Below are 15,436 nucleotides of genomic sequence, written 5' to 3' on the forward strand. Positions count from 1 at the left end.
TGCAGCCGAGAGGTCACGAAACCCCGCTCACTGCCGTTGAGCGGTCGCGAGCTGTCGCCTGTGCCCGTCGCGAACGACGATCGGTGACCACTCGGCGACCCTAAGCGGGGTGTCGTGACCACTCGACGGCGACCGCGGACGCAGGCACCCGCGCGGGCACGGGCGCATGGGCAGGCACGGGCACGCGCGCGGGCGCACGGGCGCTCGCACGGGCAGACGAACGCGTCGGCCGAGGTGCGCGCGCACCGCGTGCCCCACCTCGCTGGTCCGTGACGCGGCTACTCCGCCGTGCGGTGCACGCGCAGCACGCGGAACCCCTTGTCCGTCGACGCCCGCGAGACGTGGAACGACGCCCCGAGCGTGTCGTGGAGCCATCGCTGCAAGGAGTCACCACCGAGGTCCTTCGACACGACGAGCCAGGCGTCGCCGGACACCTCGAGCCGGGGGAGCCAGGTCATCAGGATGTCGTGGAGTTCGTCCTTGCCGACCCGGATCGGTGGGTTCGACCAGATCGTCCGGAAGCGCAGGTCCGCCGGGACGTCGGAGGGGACCCCGATCGACACGTTCGTGACCCCGGCGGCTTCGGCGTTGGCGCGCGCGAGGTCGAGCACGCGCTCGTTCACGTCGACGCCCCAGACCTGTGCGTCCGGGGAGTGGAGCGCCATCGTGATCGCGATCGGCCCCCACCCGCAACCGACGTCGAGGAGTGCGCCGTCGTGCGCGGGCGGCGGAACGGAGCCCAGCAGCACCCGGGTCCCGCGGTCGATGCCGTCCGGGCTGAAGACCCCGGACGCAGTGGTCAGCGCCAGGGAACGACCCGCCAGCGTCACGTGGATCTGGCGCGGTCGCGCCTGGCTCTCCGGGGTGGCCGAGAAGTAGTGGTCGTTCGCCATGGATGAACCGTACCGGCAACCCCGTGTGTCCTGGAGCCCGCAGAGGTACCCTGTGGACAGCATGACGGATACCCACAACCAAGCTGAAGGCGACGGCGTCGTCGAGCGCGTGCTGCGCAACGCCGACTCGCGAGCCAGCTCGTCCATCTTCGCGCCGGCACAGGCGATCCAGACCCGCTCGGTCGACGAGCACGGCTGGGCCGGTGACGGCGACCAGTACGACCGCGACGACCGCGCAGCGCTGCGCCGCGTGGCCGGTCTCTCCACCGAGCTCGAGGACGTCACCGAGGTCGAGTACCGGCAACTCCGGCTCGAGCAGGTCGTCCTCATCGGCGTGTACGCCCAGGGCGACGCGGCCGACGCCGAGAACTCGCTCCGTGAGCTGTCGGCACTCGCCGAGACCGCGGGTGCCGTGGTCCTCGACGGGCTGCTGCAGCGACGGCCCCACCCTGACCCCTCGACCTACCTCGGCAAGGGCAAGGCCGAAGAACTCGCGATGGTGGTCAAGGCCACCGGGGCCGACACCGTGATCGCCGACACCGAGCTCGCCCCGTCCCAGCGCCGTGCGCTCGAGGACGTCGTCAAGGTGAAGGTCATCGACCGGACCGCCGTGATCCTCGACATCTTCAGCCAGCACGCGAAGAGCCGCGAGGGCAAGGCGCAGGTCGAACTCGCGCAGCTCGAGTACCTCCTGCCGCGACTGCGCGGTTGGGGTGAGTCGATGTCCCGCCAGGCCGGTGGTCAGGTCTCCGGCGGTGCCGGCATGGGGTCGCGTGGTCCTGGTGAGACGAAGATCGAGCTGGACCGTCGCCGCATCCACACGCGGATGTCGAAGCTGCGTCGGCAGATCGCGTCGTTCCGTCCCGCGCGAGAGGCCAAGCGCGCCGACCGTCACCGCAACGAGGTGCCGAGCGTCGCGATCGCCGGGTACACGAACGCGGGCAAGTCGTCCCTCCTCAACCGGCTGACGAGCGCCGGCGTGCTCGTGCAGAACCAGCTCTTCGCGACGCTGGACTCCACGATCCGCCGGACGAACACCGGCAAGGGCCGCGAGTACACCTTCGCGGACACGGTCGGCTTCGTGCGCAACCTGCCGCACCAGCTCGTCGAGGCCTTCCGCTCCACGCTCGAAGAGGTGGGCGAGGCCGACGTCATCGTGCACGTCGTCGACGGCTCGCACCCGGACCCCGCAGCCCAGCTCGCGACGGTCCGGGACGTCATCGGCGACGTCGGCGCCCGGGACATCCCCGAGATCGTCGCGTTCAACAAGTCGGACCTCATCGACGACGCCCAGCGGCTCGTGCTCGTAGGTCTCGCCCCGGACGCCGTGTTCGTCTCGGCGCGCACCGGCGAGGGCATCCCGGAGCTCCTCCGGGCGATCGAGGCACGGCTCCCCGAGCCCGACGTCGAGCTCACCGTGGTGATCCCGTACGAGCGTGGCGACCTGGTGTCGTCCCTGCACGACGCGGGTGCGGTCGAGTCCGTGGACTATGTCGAGGCGGGGACGCGACTGCGCGTGCGCGTCTTCCAGCGCCAGGTCGCCGAGCTCGACCCGTTCGTGGTCGCGCCCGTCACGACGGCCTAGGACCCCGCAGGCTCGCCTCCGCCAGACACGGCTCGGTCCCTGAGACACCCCAGAACACACGAAACGCCGCCGAATCCGGCGGCGTTTCGTCGTTCCCGAGGTGTCTCGCGCGTCAGATGCTGCGGAGGACGGCGACCACCTTGCCGAGCACCGTCGCGGCGTCGCCGAGGATCGGTTCGAACGCGGAGTTGCGGGGGAGCAGCCACGTGTGGCCGTCCCGCTGTCGGAAGACCTTGACCGTGGCTTCCTCGTCGAGCATCGCCGCGACGACGTCGCCGTTCTCGGCGGTCTGCTGCGACCGGACGACGACCCAGTCGCCGTCACAGATCGCCGCGTCGATCATCGACTCGCCGACGACCTTCAGCATGAAGAGGTCCCCGGTGCCGACGAGCTGACGGGGGAGCGGGATGATCTCGTCGACGTGCTGCTCTGCGGTGATCGGAACACCCGCGGCGATGCGGCCGACGAGCGGGACGAGGGTCGTGGCGTCGACATCGGGGCCGTCCGCGTCCGGCGCCGGCTCGTCGACCAGGACCTCGAGCGCTCGCGGGCGGTTGGGGTCACGGCGGATCCAGCCGCCGAGCTCCAACTGGCCGAGCTGGTGCGACACGCTCGACAGTGACGAGAGGCCCGCAGCGTCGCCGATCTCGCGCATGCTCGGCGGGTACCCCCGGCTGGCGATCGACGCACGGATCGCGTCGAGGATCGCCTGCTGCTTCGCCGTCAGCGGTTTCTGTCCCCGCAGTTCGTCCGCCACGTCGTCTCGCCTTCTGGTCGGACCGGAGACGGCCTCTGCGGGAATGTCGGTGGTCCCCGTCAGGCTTGTCCCAGTCAGTCGAAACAGTATCCGACCGCATGCTGCCGGACAAACACCTGTTCGAGCGTGTCGCACGAAAACTCCCCAGAAATGTGTCCAGGGGACTTGTGCGGCTGCCTGTTCGAACGTATGTTCGGTACATCGCTTCGGTTCACCAGAGCAGGAAGGCACAACGACATGAGCACCATCGCACTCGCAGACATGCAGGGCACGGCCGTCCGTACCCGGCTCCGCATCACGCGCCGCGGCCGTGTGGTCTTCACGACGCTCGCCGCCCTGCCGGTCATGATCGTCGTCGGTCTGTTCGCGTTGAACGGTGGCCAGGCCGCCGCCGGCAACACCTCGGCGGACGTGCACTTCCAGACGGTGACGATCGAACCCGGGGAGACGCTCTGGCAGCTCGCCGAGCAGACCGCACCCAACGCCGACCCGCGTGACTTCATCGCGGACGTCGTGAGCCTCAACGCGCTCGACGGTTCCGGTGTCCAGGCCGGCGAGCAGATCGCCATCCCGGCCAAGTACGCCCCGGCGAAGTGAGCGGAGCGCACGGAGTCGACGGCCCGGCGTCCTGATCGCGTCGGCGGGTGCACAGGGCATGACCGTCCGGACGGCCGGTCACCGTGCAGCCCGACCGCTCTACGATGGATCGGTGGCATTCACGCTCGAAGACCTCCCGATCCGAGACGACCTCCGCGGTCAGAGTCCCTACGGGGCACCGCAGAAGCACGTCCGCGTGCAGCTCAACGTCAACGAGAACACGCATCCGGTGCCGCAGGACGTCGCGGACGACATCGTCGAGTCGGTCCGTCGGGCGCTCGGGACGGTGAACCGGTACCCGGACCGCGAGTTCACCGAGTTGCGCGAGTCGCTCGCGGGGTACCTCGGGCACGACCTCGCGGCCGAGCAGATCTGGGCGGCGAACGGCTCGAACGAGGTCATCCAGCAGCTCCTCCAGGCGTTCGGCGGTCCCGGGCGCAGTGTGCTCGGTTTCCCGCCCACCTACTCGATGCACTCGATCATCGCGTCCGGCACCGGCACGCAGTGGATCGCTGCCGAGCGCGACGCCGAGTTCCGCATCTCGCCCGAGACCGCGGTCGCAGCCGTGCGTGCGCACCGCCCGGACGTCGTGTTCCTCTGCGGACCGAACAACCCGACGGGCACCCCGCTGGACCTCGCGACGATCGAAGCGGTCTACGACGCCACGGACGGCATCGTCATGGTCGACGAGGCGTACGCCGAGTTCATGCCGGTGGGGCAGCCGACCGCGCTGACACTGCTGCCCGGTCGCGAACGACTCGTCGTGTCCCGCACGATGAGCAAGGCGTTCGCGTTCGCGGGCGCCCGCGTCGGGTACCTCGCGGCACACCCCGCCGTGATCGACGCCCTCCGTCTCGTCCGCTTGCCGTACCACCTGTCCGCGCTCACGCAGGCGGCGGCGGTCGCGGCGCTCCGGCACGCACCCGAGATGCTCGCGATGGTCGACGACATCCGGGGCCAGCGAGACCGCATGGTCGACGGGCTCCGCGCGATGGGCTACTCGCCGTACGAGACGTGGTCGAACTTCGTCCTCTTCGGCGGTGTGGCCGACCCGCGCGCGGCGTTCGAGTCGCTGCTCGAACAGGACGTGATCGTCCGGGACCTCGGGATCCCGAACCACCTCCGGGTGAGTGCCGGCACCGAGGAGGAGACCACCGCGTTCCTCGACGCCATGCGCCGGGTGGCCGCCGAACAGCCGCCGGTTAGGGTTGCAGCATGACCGCCCGTACCGCCGAGACCACCCGCTCGACGAGTGAATCGACCGTTTCCCTGTCGCTCGACCTCGACGGCACCGGCAAGTCCGAGATCGCGACGAGCGTGCCGTTCTTCGACCACATGCTGACCGCGTTCAGCAAGCACTCCCTCATCGACCTCCGGGTGCAGTCCTCCGGGGACACCGACATCGACGTGCACCACACGGTCGAGGACACCGGGATCGTGCTCGGCCAGGCCCTCAAGCAGGCGCTCGGCAACCGTGCCGGCATCGGTCGCTACGGCGACGCGCTCGTCCCGCTCGACGAAGCGCTGGCGCAGGCGGTCGTCGACGTGTCCGGCCGTCCGTTCCTCGTGCACTCCGGCGAACCCGCCGGCTTCGAGTTCCACCGGATCGGTGGCCACTTCACCGGGTCGATGGTCCGCCACGTCTTCGAGGCGATCACGTTCAACGCGGGCATCACCGTGCACGTCCGCCTGCTCGAGGGTCGCGATCCGCACCACATCGCGGAAGCGGAGTTCAAGGCGTTCGCGCGGGCGATGCGCCGTGCGGTCGAGCTCGACCCGCGCGTCGACGGCATCCCCTCGACCAAGGGCGCGCTGTGACCGCGAAGCCGAACGTCGTCGTCCTCGACTACGGGTCGGGGAACGTGCACTCCGCGGCGAAGGCGCTCGAGCGTGCCGGCGCCGAGGTCACGCTGACGGCCGACAAGCGCACGGCGCTCGACGCCGACGGACTGCTCGTCCCCGGCGTGGGCGCGTTCGCGGCCGTCATCGACCAGCTCGAAGGCGTCCAGGGCGGCGAGATCGTCGACCACCGGCTCGCGGGTGGCCGTCCGGTCCTCGGGATCTGCGTCGGCATGCAGGTGCTCTTCTCCCGAGGGGTCGAGCGCGGGGCAGACGTCGAGGGGCTCGCGCAGTGGCCCGGCACCGTCGAGCAGCTCGACGCCGAGGTCCTGCCGCACATGGGCTGGAACACGATCGACGCCCCGGCGGATTCCGTGCTGTTCGACGGCCTCCGCGACGAGCGGTTCTACTTCGTGCACTCGTACGGCGTCACCGACTTCCCGCTCGAGGCGTACGGTCCGTTCCGCGCGCCGAAGCTCACGTGGGCCGAGCACGGTCAGCGCTTCATCGCCGCCGTCGAGAACGGACCCCTCACCGCGACCCAGTTCCACCCCGAGAAGTCCGGCGAGCCGGGCATCCAGATGCTCCGCAACTGGGTGAACTCGCTCTGACCCACGCCGCGCCGTGGGCCGACCACGGTCCAGGTGACGAGCGTGCCGGACCCGCACCGAGCCTCCCGTCCGGCCACGTACCGGCACCGCACCCCGCAACGAAACCGACAGGACCATGACCGACCTGACCTCGACCCCGCCCCTCGTCCTGCTGCCCGCCGTCGACGTCGTCGACGGCCAGGCGGTCCGCCTGACCCAGGGCGAGGCCGGCAGTGAGACCTCGTACGGCGACCCGGTGACCGCTGCCCGGACGTGGCGCGACCAGGGTGCCGAGTGGATCCATCTGGTGGACCTCGACGCGGCGTTCGGTCGCGGCGACAACCGCAAGGTGATCGCGCACGCGATCAAGGAGGTCCACGGCGTCTCGGTCGAGCTCTCCGGTGGCATCCGCGACGATGCGTCGCTCGAAGCCGCGCTCGCGACCGGCGCTGCACGCGTCAACCTCGGGACCGCCGCGCTCGAGAACCCGGCGTGGGCCGCGCGGGTGATCGGGGAGTACGGCGAGCAGATCGCCGTCGGGCTCGACGTCCGCGGCACCACCCTGGCCAGCCGCGGTTGGACCGAGGACGCCGGCGACCTCTGGGAGGTCCTCGACCGACTCGAGGACGCCGGGTGTGCCCGCTACGTCGTGACGGACGTCACGAAGGACGGCACGCTGCAGGGGCCGAACGTCGAGCTGCTGCGCCAGGTCTGCGACCGCACCGACCAGCCCGTCGTGGCGTCCGGCGGCATCTCGACCCTCGACGACCTCGTCGCGCTGCGGGAGCTCGTGCCGCACGGACTCGAGGGCGCGATCATCGGCAAGGCCCTGTACTCCGGCGCGTTCACGCTGCCGGCCGCGCTCGACATCGCGTCGGAGTAGCGGATGGTGGGCATCTCGAACGGGCGCGGCGGCGGACCGGAGGACGGGGCGACGCGCCACGACCACGCGGCGGACTCCGCCGGGTTCCCGTGGGCGGGTCGGACGTTCGACAGCCACGACGACGCGTTCGCCGACGACGACGGACTCGCCGACCCGGCCGTGCTCTCCGCGATCGCCGCGCTGCCCGCAGGCTCGTCGCAGGCCGACGTCGTCTCCGCGTTGCGAACGGCTCGCCTGCTGATCCCGCTGGTCGCCGAGGCCGGCGAGATCGGGGAGACCCCGGACGGCCGGCTCGTCGACAAGACGCAGGAGCTCTCGATCGTCACCGTCGCCGGGCCGGACGGCCGAACCGTCATGCCCGCGTTCACCTCGGTGGCGGCGATGCAGGCCTGGGACGCCACGGCACGGCCGATCCCGGTCGAGTCCCGCCGGGTCGCGATGGCCGCCGCGAGCGAGGACACGCAGCTCGTGGTGCTCGACCCGACGTCAGCGAGCGAGTTCGTCCTCCGTCGGCCGGCGGTCTGGGCGATCGGGCAGGACCTGCCGTGGACGCCGTGCTTCGAGGACCCGGGCGTCGCGGCCGCCTTCGCCGCCTCGGTGGACGGCGAGCGCAGCGTCGCCCGTGTCGAGCTCGAGCCGGGCGACCCGCTCGGCCGCTTCGCCGGCCCGGAACTGACCGTGGGGCTGGCACTGCACCCGGGGCTCGACCGCGCGCAGGTCGGTGAGCTCGTCGGGCGTCTGCAGCAGCGGTGGGCGGGCGATCCCGTCATCGCGGAGCGGGTCGACAGCATGCGGGTCGCGTTGCGGGCGGCCTGAGCCCGGCGGTGCGGCCCGGCTCCGGTCGGCTGCGCTTGTACGATGGCCCGGTGAGCACCAACCCGACGACACAGCCCGGCACCGGCGAGACCACGTACGGTCCGACCGGCCGGCCCGTTCGGGAGTTCCCCGTTCCGGAGGAACTCGACGGTCACGGGCCCGCACGCATCATCGCCCTCTGCAACCAGAAGGGCGGCGTCGGCAAGACCACGACCTCGATCAACCTCGGTGCCGCGCTGGCGGAGTACGGCCGCAAGGTCCTCGCCGTCGACTTCGACCCGCAGGGTGCCCTGTCCGCAGGGCTCGGTGTCCGCACGCACGACATCCCCACCGTGTACGACCTGCTGATGGGCTCCATCAAGGACCCGAACCAGGTCATCCAGCCGACGAACACGCCGTACCTCGACGTCATCCCGGCGAACATCGACCTGTCCGCGGCCGAGGTCCACCTCGTCAACGAGGTCGCCCGGGAGCAGATCCTCGCGAGCGTCCTGCGCAAGGTCGCGGGGGACTACGACGTCATCCTCGTCGACTGCCAGCCCTCGCTCGGCCTGCTCACCGTCAACGCCCTCACCGCCGCGCACGGCGTGCTGATCCCGCTGGAGTGCGAGTTCTTCGCCCTCCGTGGTGTCGCGCTGCTCATCGAGACGATCGACAAGGTGCGCGACCGGCTGAACCCCGCCCTGAAGCTCGACGGCATCCTCGCCACGATGTACGACTCGCGGACGCTGCACTCGCGCGAGGTCATGGAACGCGTCGTCGACACCTTCGACGAGAGCGTGCTCGACACCGTGATCGGCCGCACCGTGAAGTTCCCGGACGCCACGGTGTCGGCCCGCCCGATCACCCAGACCGCTCCGGACCACGCTGCGGCGCACGCCTACCGGCAGCTCGCACGAGAGCTCGTCCAGCGTGGCGCCGTCGCCTGACGCCACCGACGGGTCGGGCTTCCGCGTCCGGCTGCGGAACTTCGACGGCCCGTTCGACCTGCTGCTGTCGCTCATCACGAAGCACGAGCTGGACATCACCGAGGTGTCCCTCGGCGTCGTCACGGGGGAGTTCATCGCCTACGTCCGGCTGGCGGAGTCCGCGGACGAGCTCGACGAGGCGAGCGAGTTCCTCGTCGTCGCCGCGACCCTGCTCGACCTGAAGATCGCCGGGCTGCTGCCCCAGGGCGAGCTCGTCGACGCCGAGGACGTCGCACTCCTCGAAGCGCGTGACCTCCTCTTCGCCCGACTCCTGCAGTACCGGGCGTTCAAGCAGGCCGCCGACTGGTTCGGTGCGCGCTGGAACACCGAGTCGCGCCGGCACGTCCGCAGCGTCCGGCTCGAGGAGCGGTTCCGCGCCCGCACGCCGGAACTCGTCTGGACGCTGTCCGTGCAGGACTTCGCGGCCCTCGCCGCGCTGGCGTTCGCTCCGCGGGAGATCCCGACCGTCGGCCTCGACCACCTGCACGCCCCGCTGGTCAGCATCCGGGAGCAGGCAGCCGTCGTCGTCTCGATCCTCCGCACGCGCGCCGGATCGGGCGATCCGGACGTCTCGTTCCGGGAACTGGTCGCCGGCGTCGACATGACGGGTATCGTGGTGGCTCGCTTCCTCGCGATCCTCGAGCTCTACCGGAACGCGTCGATCACCTTCGAGCAGGACGAGCCGCTCGGGGAGCTCACCCTGCGGTGGACCGCGGAGCACTGGACCGACGAGAGCCTCGCCAATCTTGGAGCCGACTATGACGGATGACGTCCACGACGTCTCGAGTGCCGAACCCGGCGGTGCGGACGAGGTCGCCGACGCCCGGGCGATCGAGCAGTCGATCCGTTCCGGTGCCGCCGGTGCGCCCGTATCGGACGCGCCGGTCGGGTCCGGTGCATCGGTGCGGTCCGACGCGCCGGTCGACCGGCAGCTCGAGGCGATCCTGATGATCGCGGACGAACCACAGTCCCTCGTGTCCCTCGGTGCGGCCGTCGGTGCGCCCGTCCCCGTCGTCCGCCAGGCCATCGAGCGCCTCGTCGCGGACTTCGACGGCGTCGACGGCACCGTCCGCCGCGGCTTCGAGCTGCGCGAGGTCGGCGGTGGATGGCGCTTCTACGTCCGAGCCGACCTGGACGCCGTCGTCGAACAGTTCGTCGAGGCCGAGCGCCCATCGCGGTTGTCGCAGGCCGCGCTCGAGACGCTGGCCGTCGTCGCCTACAAGCAACCGATCACCCGCTCCCAGATCGCTTCGATCCGGGCCGTCAACGTCGACGGGGTCGTCAGGACGCTGGTGGCCCGCGGGCTCATCGAGGAGTCGTTCACCGACTCCGAGACCGGTGCCATCAACTACGTCACGTCCGGGTTGCTCCTGCAGCAGCTCGGCATCAACTCGCTCGACGAACTCCCGCTCATCTCGCCCCTCCTGGAGGACGGCGCCGACGGCTTCGAGCAGAACGAAGGGATCCCCGATGGCCGCGTATGAGGACGGACGACACGGCGGCGCCGGTCGCGGGGGTGCGGGTCGCGGAGACGCCGGCCGCTCCGGCGGTGGACGCACTGGAGGCTCGGGTCGCCCGGGCGGGTCGGGTCGCGACGGGGACCGGTACCCCGGTCGTCCCGGTGGTGCGGACCGCGGCTACGGCGACCGTTCCGGCGGTCGCTCGGGTGCCCCGGGCCAGCGCGACGACCGTGGGTACGGCCGCCGCGACGACGACCGCGGAGCGCCTCGCCGGGACGACCGTGCTGGTGACCGTGGGTACGGTCGCCGTGATGACGATCGTGGGTACCGTCCGCGTCAGGATGACCGTGGTGGTCCCCGTCGGGACGACCGTGGTGGTCCGCGTCGCGATGACCGTGGCGCTGCGAGCGGTGGGTACGGCCGTCGTGACGACGATCGTGGGTACCGTCCGCGTCAGGACGACCGTGGTGGTCCGCGCCGCGATGACCGTGGCGCCGGTGACCGTGCGTACGGCCGCCGTGACGACGATCGTGGGTACCGTCCGCGTCAGGATGACCGTGGTGGTCCCCGTCGGGATGACCGTGGTGGTCCCCGTCGGGATGACCGTGGTGGTCCGCGTCGCGATGACCGTGGCGCTGCGGGCGGTGGGTACGGCCGCCGTGACGACGATCGTGGGTACCGTCCGCGCCAGGACGACCGTGGTGGACCCGGTCGTGACGACCGCGGTGCCCCCCGTCGTGACGACCGCGGGTACGGCCGCCGAGACGACCGGCCCCAGGGCGTTCGTGACGATCGACCGCAGGGTGGCCGCGACGACCGCGGGTACGGCCGTCGCGACGACGACCGCCGCGGCGCGCCGACCGGAGACCGTCGGACGGATCGCCCCCGGTGGAGCAACGCCGACCGCGACCAGCGCGACCAGCGCAACCGCCGGGACGACCGCGGCCGCGATCGCCGCGAGGACGACGGGCAGGCCAGCCGCGTCTGGCACAACGGTCGACGCTACGTCGGCGGGACCGCGACCGTCCGGAACCGTGCGACGACGCCACGACCAGCGGGGGAGCGCGACGCCGCGGGGACCCCGGTGGAGGGCACGCCGGAACGCCCGATCATCCCCGAGTGGGACGCAGCAGATGGTGCGTCGACACCGGCCGACCTGCAGCCGGACGGTGAGCGCCTCCAGAAGGTCATCGCTGCGGCCGGTGTCGCGTCGCGACGGGTCGCCGAGAACCTGATCGCCGAGGGGCGTGTCACCGTGAACGGTGCCGTCGTCGAGGCCCTCGGGCGTCGGGTCGACCCGGAGACGGACGCGATCGCGGTCGACGGTGTGCCCGTGCAGGTCGACACCTCGCGCCGCTACGTCCTGCTGAACAAGCCGACGGGCGTCGTGTCGAGCATGCTCGACGAACGCGGCCGTGCCGACCTGTCGCAGTTCGTCGAGAAGTTCGAGGAGCGCCTGTTCAACGTCGGGCGACTCGACGCCGAGACCTCGGGCCTGCTGCTGCTCACGAACGACGGTGCACTCGCCCATGTGCTCGCGCACCCGTCGTTCGGCGTGACCAAGACCTACATCGCGAAGGTCGCCGGCAACGTCAACCCCGCCACGGTCCAGCTGCTGCTCGACGGCATCGACCTGGAGGACGGCCCGATCGCCGCCGACAAGGTCCGCCTGCTCGAGTCGTCGCGGGGGGAGTCCCTGGTCGAACTGACGCTGCACTCGGGCCGCAACCGCATCGTCCGCCGCATGTTCGATGCGGTCGGTCACCCGGTCAACGAGCTGGTCCGCCGGTCGTTCGGGCCGTTGCACCTCGGGAGCCTGCCGAGTGGCCGGACCCGCGAGCTGAGCAACGTCGAGCTCGGCAAGTTGCTCGGCATCGCGCGCGGTGCGAGTGCGCCGACGGGACCGGACTCCGCGGAGACCAGCGACTGATCGCCGGGGCTCAGGAACGCTGCGCCGCACGGTAGGCCTCGGCCCCCGTGCGCCAGCGTTCCGCCTCGACGTCGAAGTCCGGCACGTCGTCGAGATCAGGGCCGCCGGCGGCGAAGTGCTCGACGATCGCCTCGTTCGCACTCCGTCCGATCGATGCACCGCGGTCGATCACGACGCGCTCGGCGGAACGGATCGCCCGGTCCGCGTCGGTGCCGTCCCGGAGCGCACCGACGATCGCCCGAGCCAGCTCGGCCGCGTCGAGCAGTGCGAGGTTCACCCCGTTGCCCCCGAACGGCGACATGACGTGGGCGGCGTCGCCGAGCAGGGTCACCCCGGCCACGTGGCGCCACTCCATCGGCGTCGGGAGCGCCATGATCGGGCGGTTCGCGAGCGAGCCCTCGCTGTCGGCGACCACGCGGAGCAGCTCGGGGGAGAAGTCCCGGAACCGCACCAGCAGCTCGTCACGCACCCGCTCGGTGTCCGTCGCCTGCGTGGCGTTCGCGTCGAGCGCCGGGCTCTCGGCCAGTACGCCGCCGCGCCCGTCCGCCGTGCCGAGGCCGGCAGCGGCGAGCCAGTCGAGGTCCACGCGCATCCCCAGGTAGCCCCGGACCACGTCGTCGCTGTTGCGCTGCAGGACCATCGTCCGACCGTCGCCGTTCGCCCAGAGGTGCCCGTCGCCGACGAGTCGGGCGATCTCCGGGTGTGCCGTGGAGACCGCCGTGAAGAGGACCTCGACGAAGCTGACGCCGGTGTAGTGGGGGAGCGTGTCGGTCAGTGCCGCCCGGACCCGTGACCACGCGCCGTCGGCGCCGATGACGAGGTCCGCGCGGTCGACGGCGCCGTCCGCGAAGACGAGCTCGTGCGGAGTACCCGGCACGACCTCGGTCAGCTTCCGGCCCCACCGGATGGTCCCGGGCGCCAGCGACCCGGCGAGCATCGAACGGAGCTGGGCGCGGTCGATCTCGGGCGCAGCGAACTCGTCCGGTGACGCGACGTGCTCCATCAGCAGGGTGCCGTCCGGGCCGACCATGCGCTTCGACTGCCCTTCAGGCCGTGCGAGGGCGGCGAACTCGTCGACGAGGCCGGCGTCCTCGATCGCGATCTGACCGCTGTCGGCGTGCAGGTCGAGCGTGCCGCCCTGGTTCCTGGACGCGAGCGACAAGTCGGCGTCGTACACGGTGAGCCGCAGCCCCGCGCGCTGCAGCACCCGGGCGCAGAGCAGTCCACCCGGTCCGGCTCCGATGATCGCGATGCTCGGTTGGTCGTCCATGGTCCATCCTTTCCTCGTTGCCGAACGATCGTTCGGTCAGCATGACGATAACCACCGAACGATCGTTCGGCAAGTAGGATGGCGACCATGAGCAACGCGACCTCGACCCGCCGACCCGGCAGCGAGACCCGCGCGGAGATCCTCCGCGTCGCGCTGGAGCTCTTCACCAGCCGCGGGTACGAAGGCACCTCCATCCGAGACATCGCCGAGGCGCTCGGCGTCACGAAGTCGTCGCTCTACTACCACTTCGCCAGCAAGGAGGCGATCATCCGTGCGCTGCTGGACGATCGCCGCGGAGAGCTCGACGCCCTGCTCGCCTGGATCGACGAGCAGCCGCCGGGCCCGGACCTGCTGCGCCGGACCGCCCTGCGCTGGGTCGACTCGACCTCGCCCGGCCGGATCCGCGGGATGCGGTTCGCGCACGCCAACCGGCCGATGATGCAGAAGTTCGCCGACGAGGGCGGCGACATCCGTTCGTGGTTCGACGAGGTCGTCGATCGGCTCGTCCCGGCGGACGCCCCATGGACCGAGCGACTCCGCGCGCGCATGGCGTTCGACACCGTGAGTGCGGCACTGTTCGCCGCGCTGGGAACCCGCGCGTCCGAGGAAGAGGTCCTCGCGACCGCCCGTGCCGCGACGATCGCACTCACCGATCCGGAACGACCGGGACCGGTCGGTAGGGTTGCCAGGTGACCCAGACGCCCCATCCCGGCACGACACCGGAGCCCGACCGCCGGCTCCGCGGACCCGTGCGCGTGGTCGGCGCCGGCCTGCTCGGCGCGTCGATCGGCCTCGGTCTCCGGCAGAAGGGCGTGGAGGTCATCCTCGACGACGTCTCACCAGCAGCGCTCGCGCTCGCCGTGGACTACGGCGCCGGCCGTCGTCCAGCCGACGGGGACGCTCCCGAACTCGTCGTCGTCGCGGTCCCGCCGGACGTCACCGCGCAGGTCGTCGAGCGGGAGCTCACCGCCTACCCCGACGCGGTCGTCACCGACGTGGCGAGCGTGAAGTCGGTACCGCTCGAGCGTCTCCGTGCCGCCGGCGCCGACGTCACGCGGTACGTCGGTTCGCACCCGATGGCCGGTCGCGAGCGCAGCGGCCCGACCGCGGCGCGCGCCGACCTGTTCATCGGTCGCCCGTGGGTGATCGCCGGTCACGACGACATCACGCACCGCCGGGCGGCCGTGGTCGAAGCCCTCGCCCTCGACCTCGAGGCGACGGTCGTCCCGATGGAGCCCGAACCGCACGACCAGGCCGTGGCGATCATGTCGCACGTCCCGCAACTCGTCTCGACGCTGATGGCCTCCCGGCTCCGCAGCGCTCCCGAGTCGGCGCTCGGACTGGCCGGCGGGGGCGTCCGCGACGTCACCCGGGTCGCGGCGAGCGATCCAGGGCTCTGGGTCCAGATCATCGGGGCGAACGCCGCGCACATCCGGCCGGTCCTGAGCGACCTGCGGGACGAGCTGACGAAGGTCATCGACGCCCTCGCCGACCCCGACGCACCCGGTGCTCCGCGGACGATTGCCGAGACCATGGCATCGGGGAACCGCGGCGTCGAGCGACTCCCGGGCAAGCACGGCACCACCAAGCGCTTCGCCCAGGTCGTCGTCCTCGTGGACGACCGACCCGGGCAGATCGCCGAACTCCTCACGACCATCGGCGAGATCGGCATCAACCTCGAGGACATGCGCCTCGAGCACTCACCCGGAGCACCGATCGGCATCGTCGAAGTGTCGGTCGTACCCGAGCAGGAACAGCGACTCGTCGACGAACTCGAGAGCCGCGGATGGAGGATCGCAGCAGCATGGGCCTGAACGACCAGAACGAGTCCGGCGTGACCGGTGGGCC

At 71.2% G+C, this 15,436-nt stretch carries 17 protein-coding genes; 13 read left to right on the top strand and 4 right to left on the bottom strand.

Going from position 1 to position 15,436, the window contains the following annotated elements:
* Positions 1-278: 278 nt before the first annotated feature.
* Positions 279-893 (bottom strand): methyltransferase, encoded by a 615-nt coding sequence (locus QK288_RS08980; protein WP_281267455.1) that lies wholly within the window; start codon positions 891-893, stop codon positions 279-281.
* Between the two features lie 61 nt (positions 894-954).
* Here QK288_RS08980 and hflX point away from each other — a divergent pair, with 61 nt between their 5' ends.
* Complete coding sequence (hflX, locus tag QK288_RS08985; protein WP_281267456.1) at positions 955-2,478, top strand: GTPase HflX; 1,524 nt, start codon at positions 955-957, stop codon at positions 2,476-2,478.
* Between the two features lie 112 nt (positions 2,479-2,590).
* Here the strand turns inward: hflX and lexA are convergent, their stop codons facing one another.
* Entirely contained in the window at positions 2,591-3,235 is a 645-nt protein-coding gene (gene lexA / locus QK288_RS08990; RefSeq protein ID WP_281267457.1) for a transcriptional repressor LexA, read from the bottom strand.
* A 237-nt stretch (positions 3,236-3,472) separates the two neighbouring features.
* Between lexA and QK288_RS08995 the strand changes: the two genes are divergently transcribed.
* From QK288_RS08995 to scpB, 9 genes are all read left to right on the top strand, one after another.
* Positions 3,473-3,832, top strand: a complete 360-nt coding sequence (locus QK288_RS08995; protein ID WP_281267458.1) for a hypothetical protein — start codon at positions 3,473-3,475, stop codon at positions 3,830-3,832.
* Positions 3,833-3,944: 112 nt separating this feature from the next.
* Positions 3,945-5,051, top strand: coding sequence for a histidinol-phosphate transaminase (locus QK288_RS09000; RefSeq protein ID WP_281267459.1), 1,107 nt, complete (start codon positions 3,945-3,947; stop codon positions 5,049-5,051).
* Complete coding sequence (gene hisB / locus QK288_RS09005; protein WP_281267460.1) at positions 5,048-5,650, top strand: imidazoleglycerol-phosphate dehydratase HisB; 603 nt, start codon at positions 5,048-5,050, stop codon at positions 5,648-5,650. The genes QK288_RS09000 and hisB overlap by 4 nt, the downstream gene beginning before the upstream one ends.
* Positions 5,647-6,282 carry an imidazole glycerol phosphate synthase subunit HisH gene (gene hisH / locus QK288_RS09010; protein ID WP_281267461.1) on the top strand — a complete coding sequence of 212 codons (636 nt, stop codon included), beginning with the start codon at positions 5,647-5,649 and terminating at the stop codon, positions 6,280-6,282. Before hisB ends, hisH begins: the two co-directional genes overlap by 4 nt.
* Positions 6,283-6,397: 115 nt before the next feature.
* Positions 6,398-7,144 carry a bifunctional 1-(5-phosphoribosyl)-5-((5-phosphoribosylamino)methylideneamino)imidazole-4-carboxamide isomerase/phosphoribosylanthranilate isomerase PriA gene (gene priA, locus QK288_RS09015; RefSeq protein ID WP_281267462.1) on the top strand — a complete coding sequence of 249 codons (747 nt, stop codon included), beginning with the start codon at positions 6,398-6,400 and terminating at the stop codon, positions 7,142-7,144.
* Between the two features lie 3 nt (positions 7,145-7,147).
* The gene (locus QK288_RS09020; protein WP_281267463.1) at positions 7,148-7,960 is read left to right on the top strand and encodes an SseB family protein; all 813 of its coding nucleotides are present in this window, start codon (positions 7,148-7,150) and stop codon (positions 7,958-7,960) included.
* 50 nt (positions 7,961-8,010) lie between these two features.
* Entirely contained in the window at positions 8,011-8,889 is an 879-nt protein-coding gene (locus QK288_RS09025; protein WP_281267464.1) for a ParA family protein, read from the top strand.
* Positions 8,873-9,697, top strand: a complete 825-nt coding sequence (locus tag QK288_RS09030; RefSeq protein WP_281267465.1) for a ScpA family protein — start codon at positions 8,873-8,875, stop codon at positions 9,695-9,697. The genes QK288_RS09025 and QK288_RS09030 overlap by 17 nt, the downstream gene beginning before the upstream one ends.
* A complete protein-coding gene (gene scpB / locus QK288_RS09035; protein WP_281267466.1) occupies positions 9,687-10,412 on the top strand; it encodes an SMC-Scp complex subunit ScpB in 726 nt (241 codons plus the stop codon). Before QK288_RS09030 ends, scpB begins: the two co-directional genes overlap by 11 nt.
* Here the strand turns inward: scpB and QK288_RS09040 are convergent.
* Positions 10,339-11,379, bottom strand: a complete 1,041-nt coding sequence (locus QK288_RS09040) for a hypothetical protein (RefSeq protein WP_281267467.1) — start codon at positions 11,377-11,379, stop codon at positions 10,339-10,341. The genes scpB and QK288_RS09040 overlap by 74 nt on opposite strands.
* Before the next feature lie 165 nt (positions 11,380-11,544).
* On the opposite strand from QK288_RS09040, the gene QK288_RS09045 reads away from it, so the two are divergent.
* Positions 11,545-12,318: a pseudouridine synthase gene (locus QK288_RS09045; RefSeq protein WP_281267562.1), complete on the top strand. Its 774-nt coding sequence runs from the start codon at positions 11,545-11,547 to the stop codon at positions 12,316-12,318.
* A 10-nt stretch (positions 12,319-12,328) separates the two neighbouring features.
* Here the strand turns inward: QK288_RS09045 and QK288_RS09050 are convergent, their stop codons facing one another.
* Positions 12,329-13,588, bottom strand: coding sequence for an NAD(P)/FAD-dependent oxidoreductase (locus QK288_RS09050; protein ID WP_281267468.1), 1,260 nt, complete (start codon positions 13,586-13,588; stop codon positions 12,329-12,331).
* 87 nt (positions 13,589-13,675) lie between these two features.
* Between QK288_RS09050 and QK288_RS09055 the strand changes: the two genes are divergently transcribed.
* Both QK288_RS09055 and QK288_RS09060 read left to right on the top strand, forming a co-directional pair.
* The gene (locus QK288_RS09055) at positions 13,676-14,281 is read left to right on the top strand and encodes a TetR/AcrR family transcriptional regulator (protein WP_281267469.1); all 606 of its coding nucleotides are present in this window, start codon (positions 13,676-13,678) and stop codon (positions 14,279-14,281) included.
* The gene (locus QK288_RS09060) at positions 14,278-15,402 is read left to right on the top strand and encodes a prephenate dehydrogenase (RefSeq protein WP_281267470.1); all 1,125 of its coding nucleotides are present in this window, start codon (positions 14,278-14,280) and stop codon (positions 15,400-15,402) included. The genes QK288_RS09055 and QK288_RS09060 overlap by 4 nt, the downstream gene beginning before the upstream one ends.
* Positions 15,403-15,436 lie beyond the last annotated feature (34 nt).

The sequence above is a fragment of the Curtobacterium sp. 9128 genome (assembly GCF_900086645.1).
Lineage (GTDB): Bacteria > Actinomycetota > Actinomycetes > Actinomycetales > Microbacteriaceae > Curtobacterium.

What these genes read in the sequence shown, in the direction of transcription:
- QK288_RS08980 (WP_281267455.1), bottom strand. Translation starts at nt 893, where the DNA reads ATGGCGAACGACCACTACTTCTCGGCCACCCCGGAGAGCCAGGCGCGA.
- hflX (WP_281267456.1), top strand. Translation starts at nt 955, where the DNA reads ATGACGGATACCCACAACCAAGCTGAAGGCGACGGCGTCGTCGAGCGC.
- QK288_RS08995 (WP_281267458.1), top strand. Translation starts at nt 3,473, where the DNA reads ATGAGCACCATCGCACTCGCAGACATGCAGGGCACGGCCGTCCGTACC.
- hisB (WP_281267460.1), top strand. Translation starts at nt 5,048, where the DNA reads ATGACCGCCCGTACCGCCGAGACCACCCGCTCGACGAGTGAATCGACC.
- priA (WP_281267462.1), top strand. Translation starts at nt 6,398, where the DNA reads ATGACCGACCTGACCTCGACCCCGCCCCTCGTCCTGCTGCCCGCCGTC.
- QK288_RS09020 (WP_281267463.1), top strand. Translation starts at nt 7,148, where the DNA reads ATGGTGGGCATCTCGAACGGGCGCGGCGGCGGACCGGAGGACGGGGCG.
- scpB (WP_281267466.1), top strand. Translation starts at nt 9,687, where the DNA reads ATGACGGATGACGTCCACGACGTCTCGAGTGCCGAACCCGGCGGTGCG.
- QK288_RS09050 (WP_281267468.1), bottom strand. Translation starts at nt 13,588, where the DNA reads ATGGACGACCAACCGAGCATCGCGATCATCGGAGCCGGACCGGGTGGA.
- QK288_RS09055 (WP_281267469.1), top strand. Translation starts at nt 13,676, where the DNA reads ATGAGCAACGCGACCTCGACCCGCCGACCCGGCAGCGAGACCCGCGCG.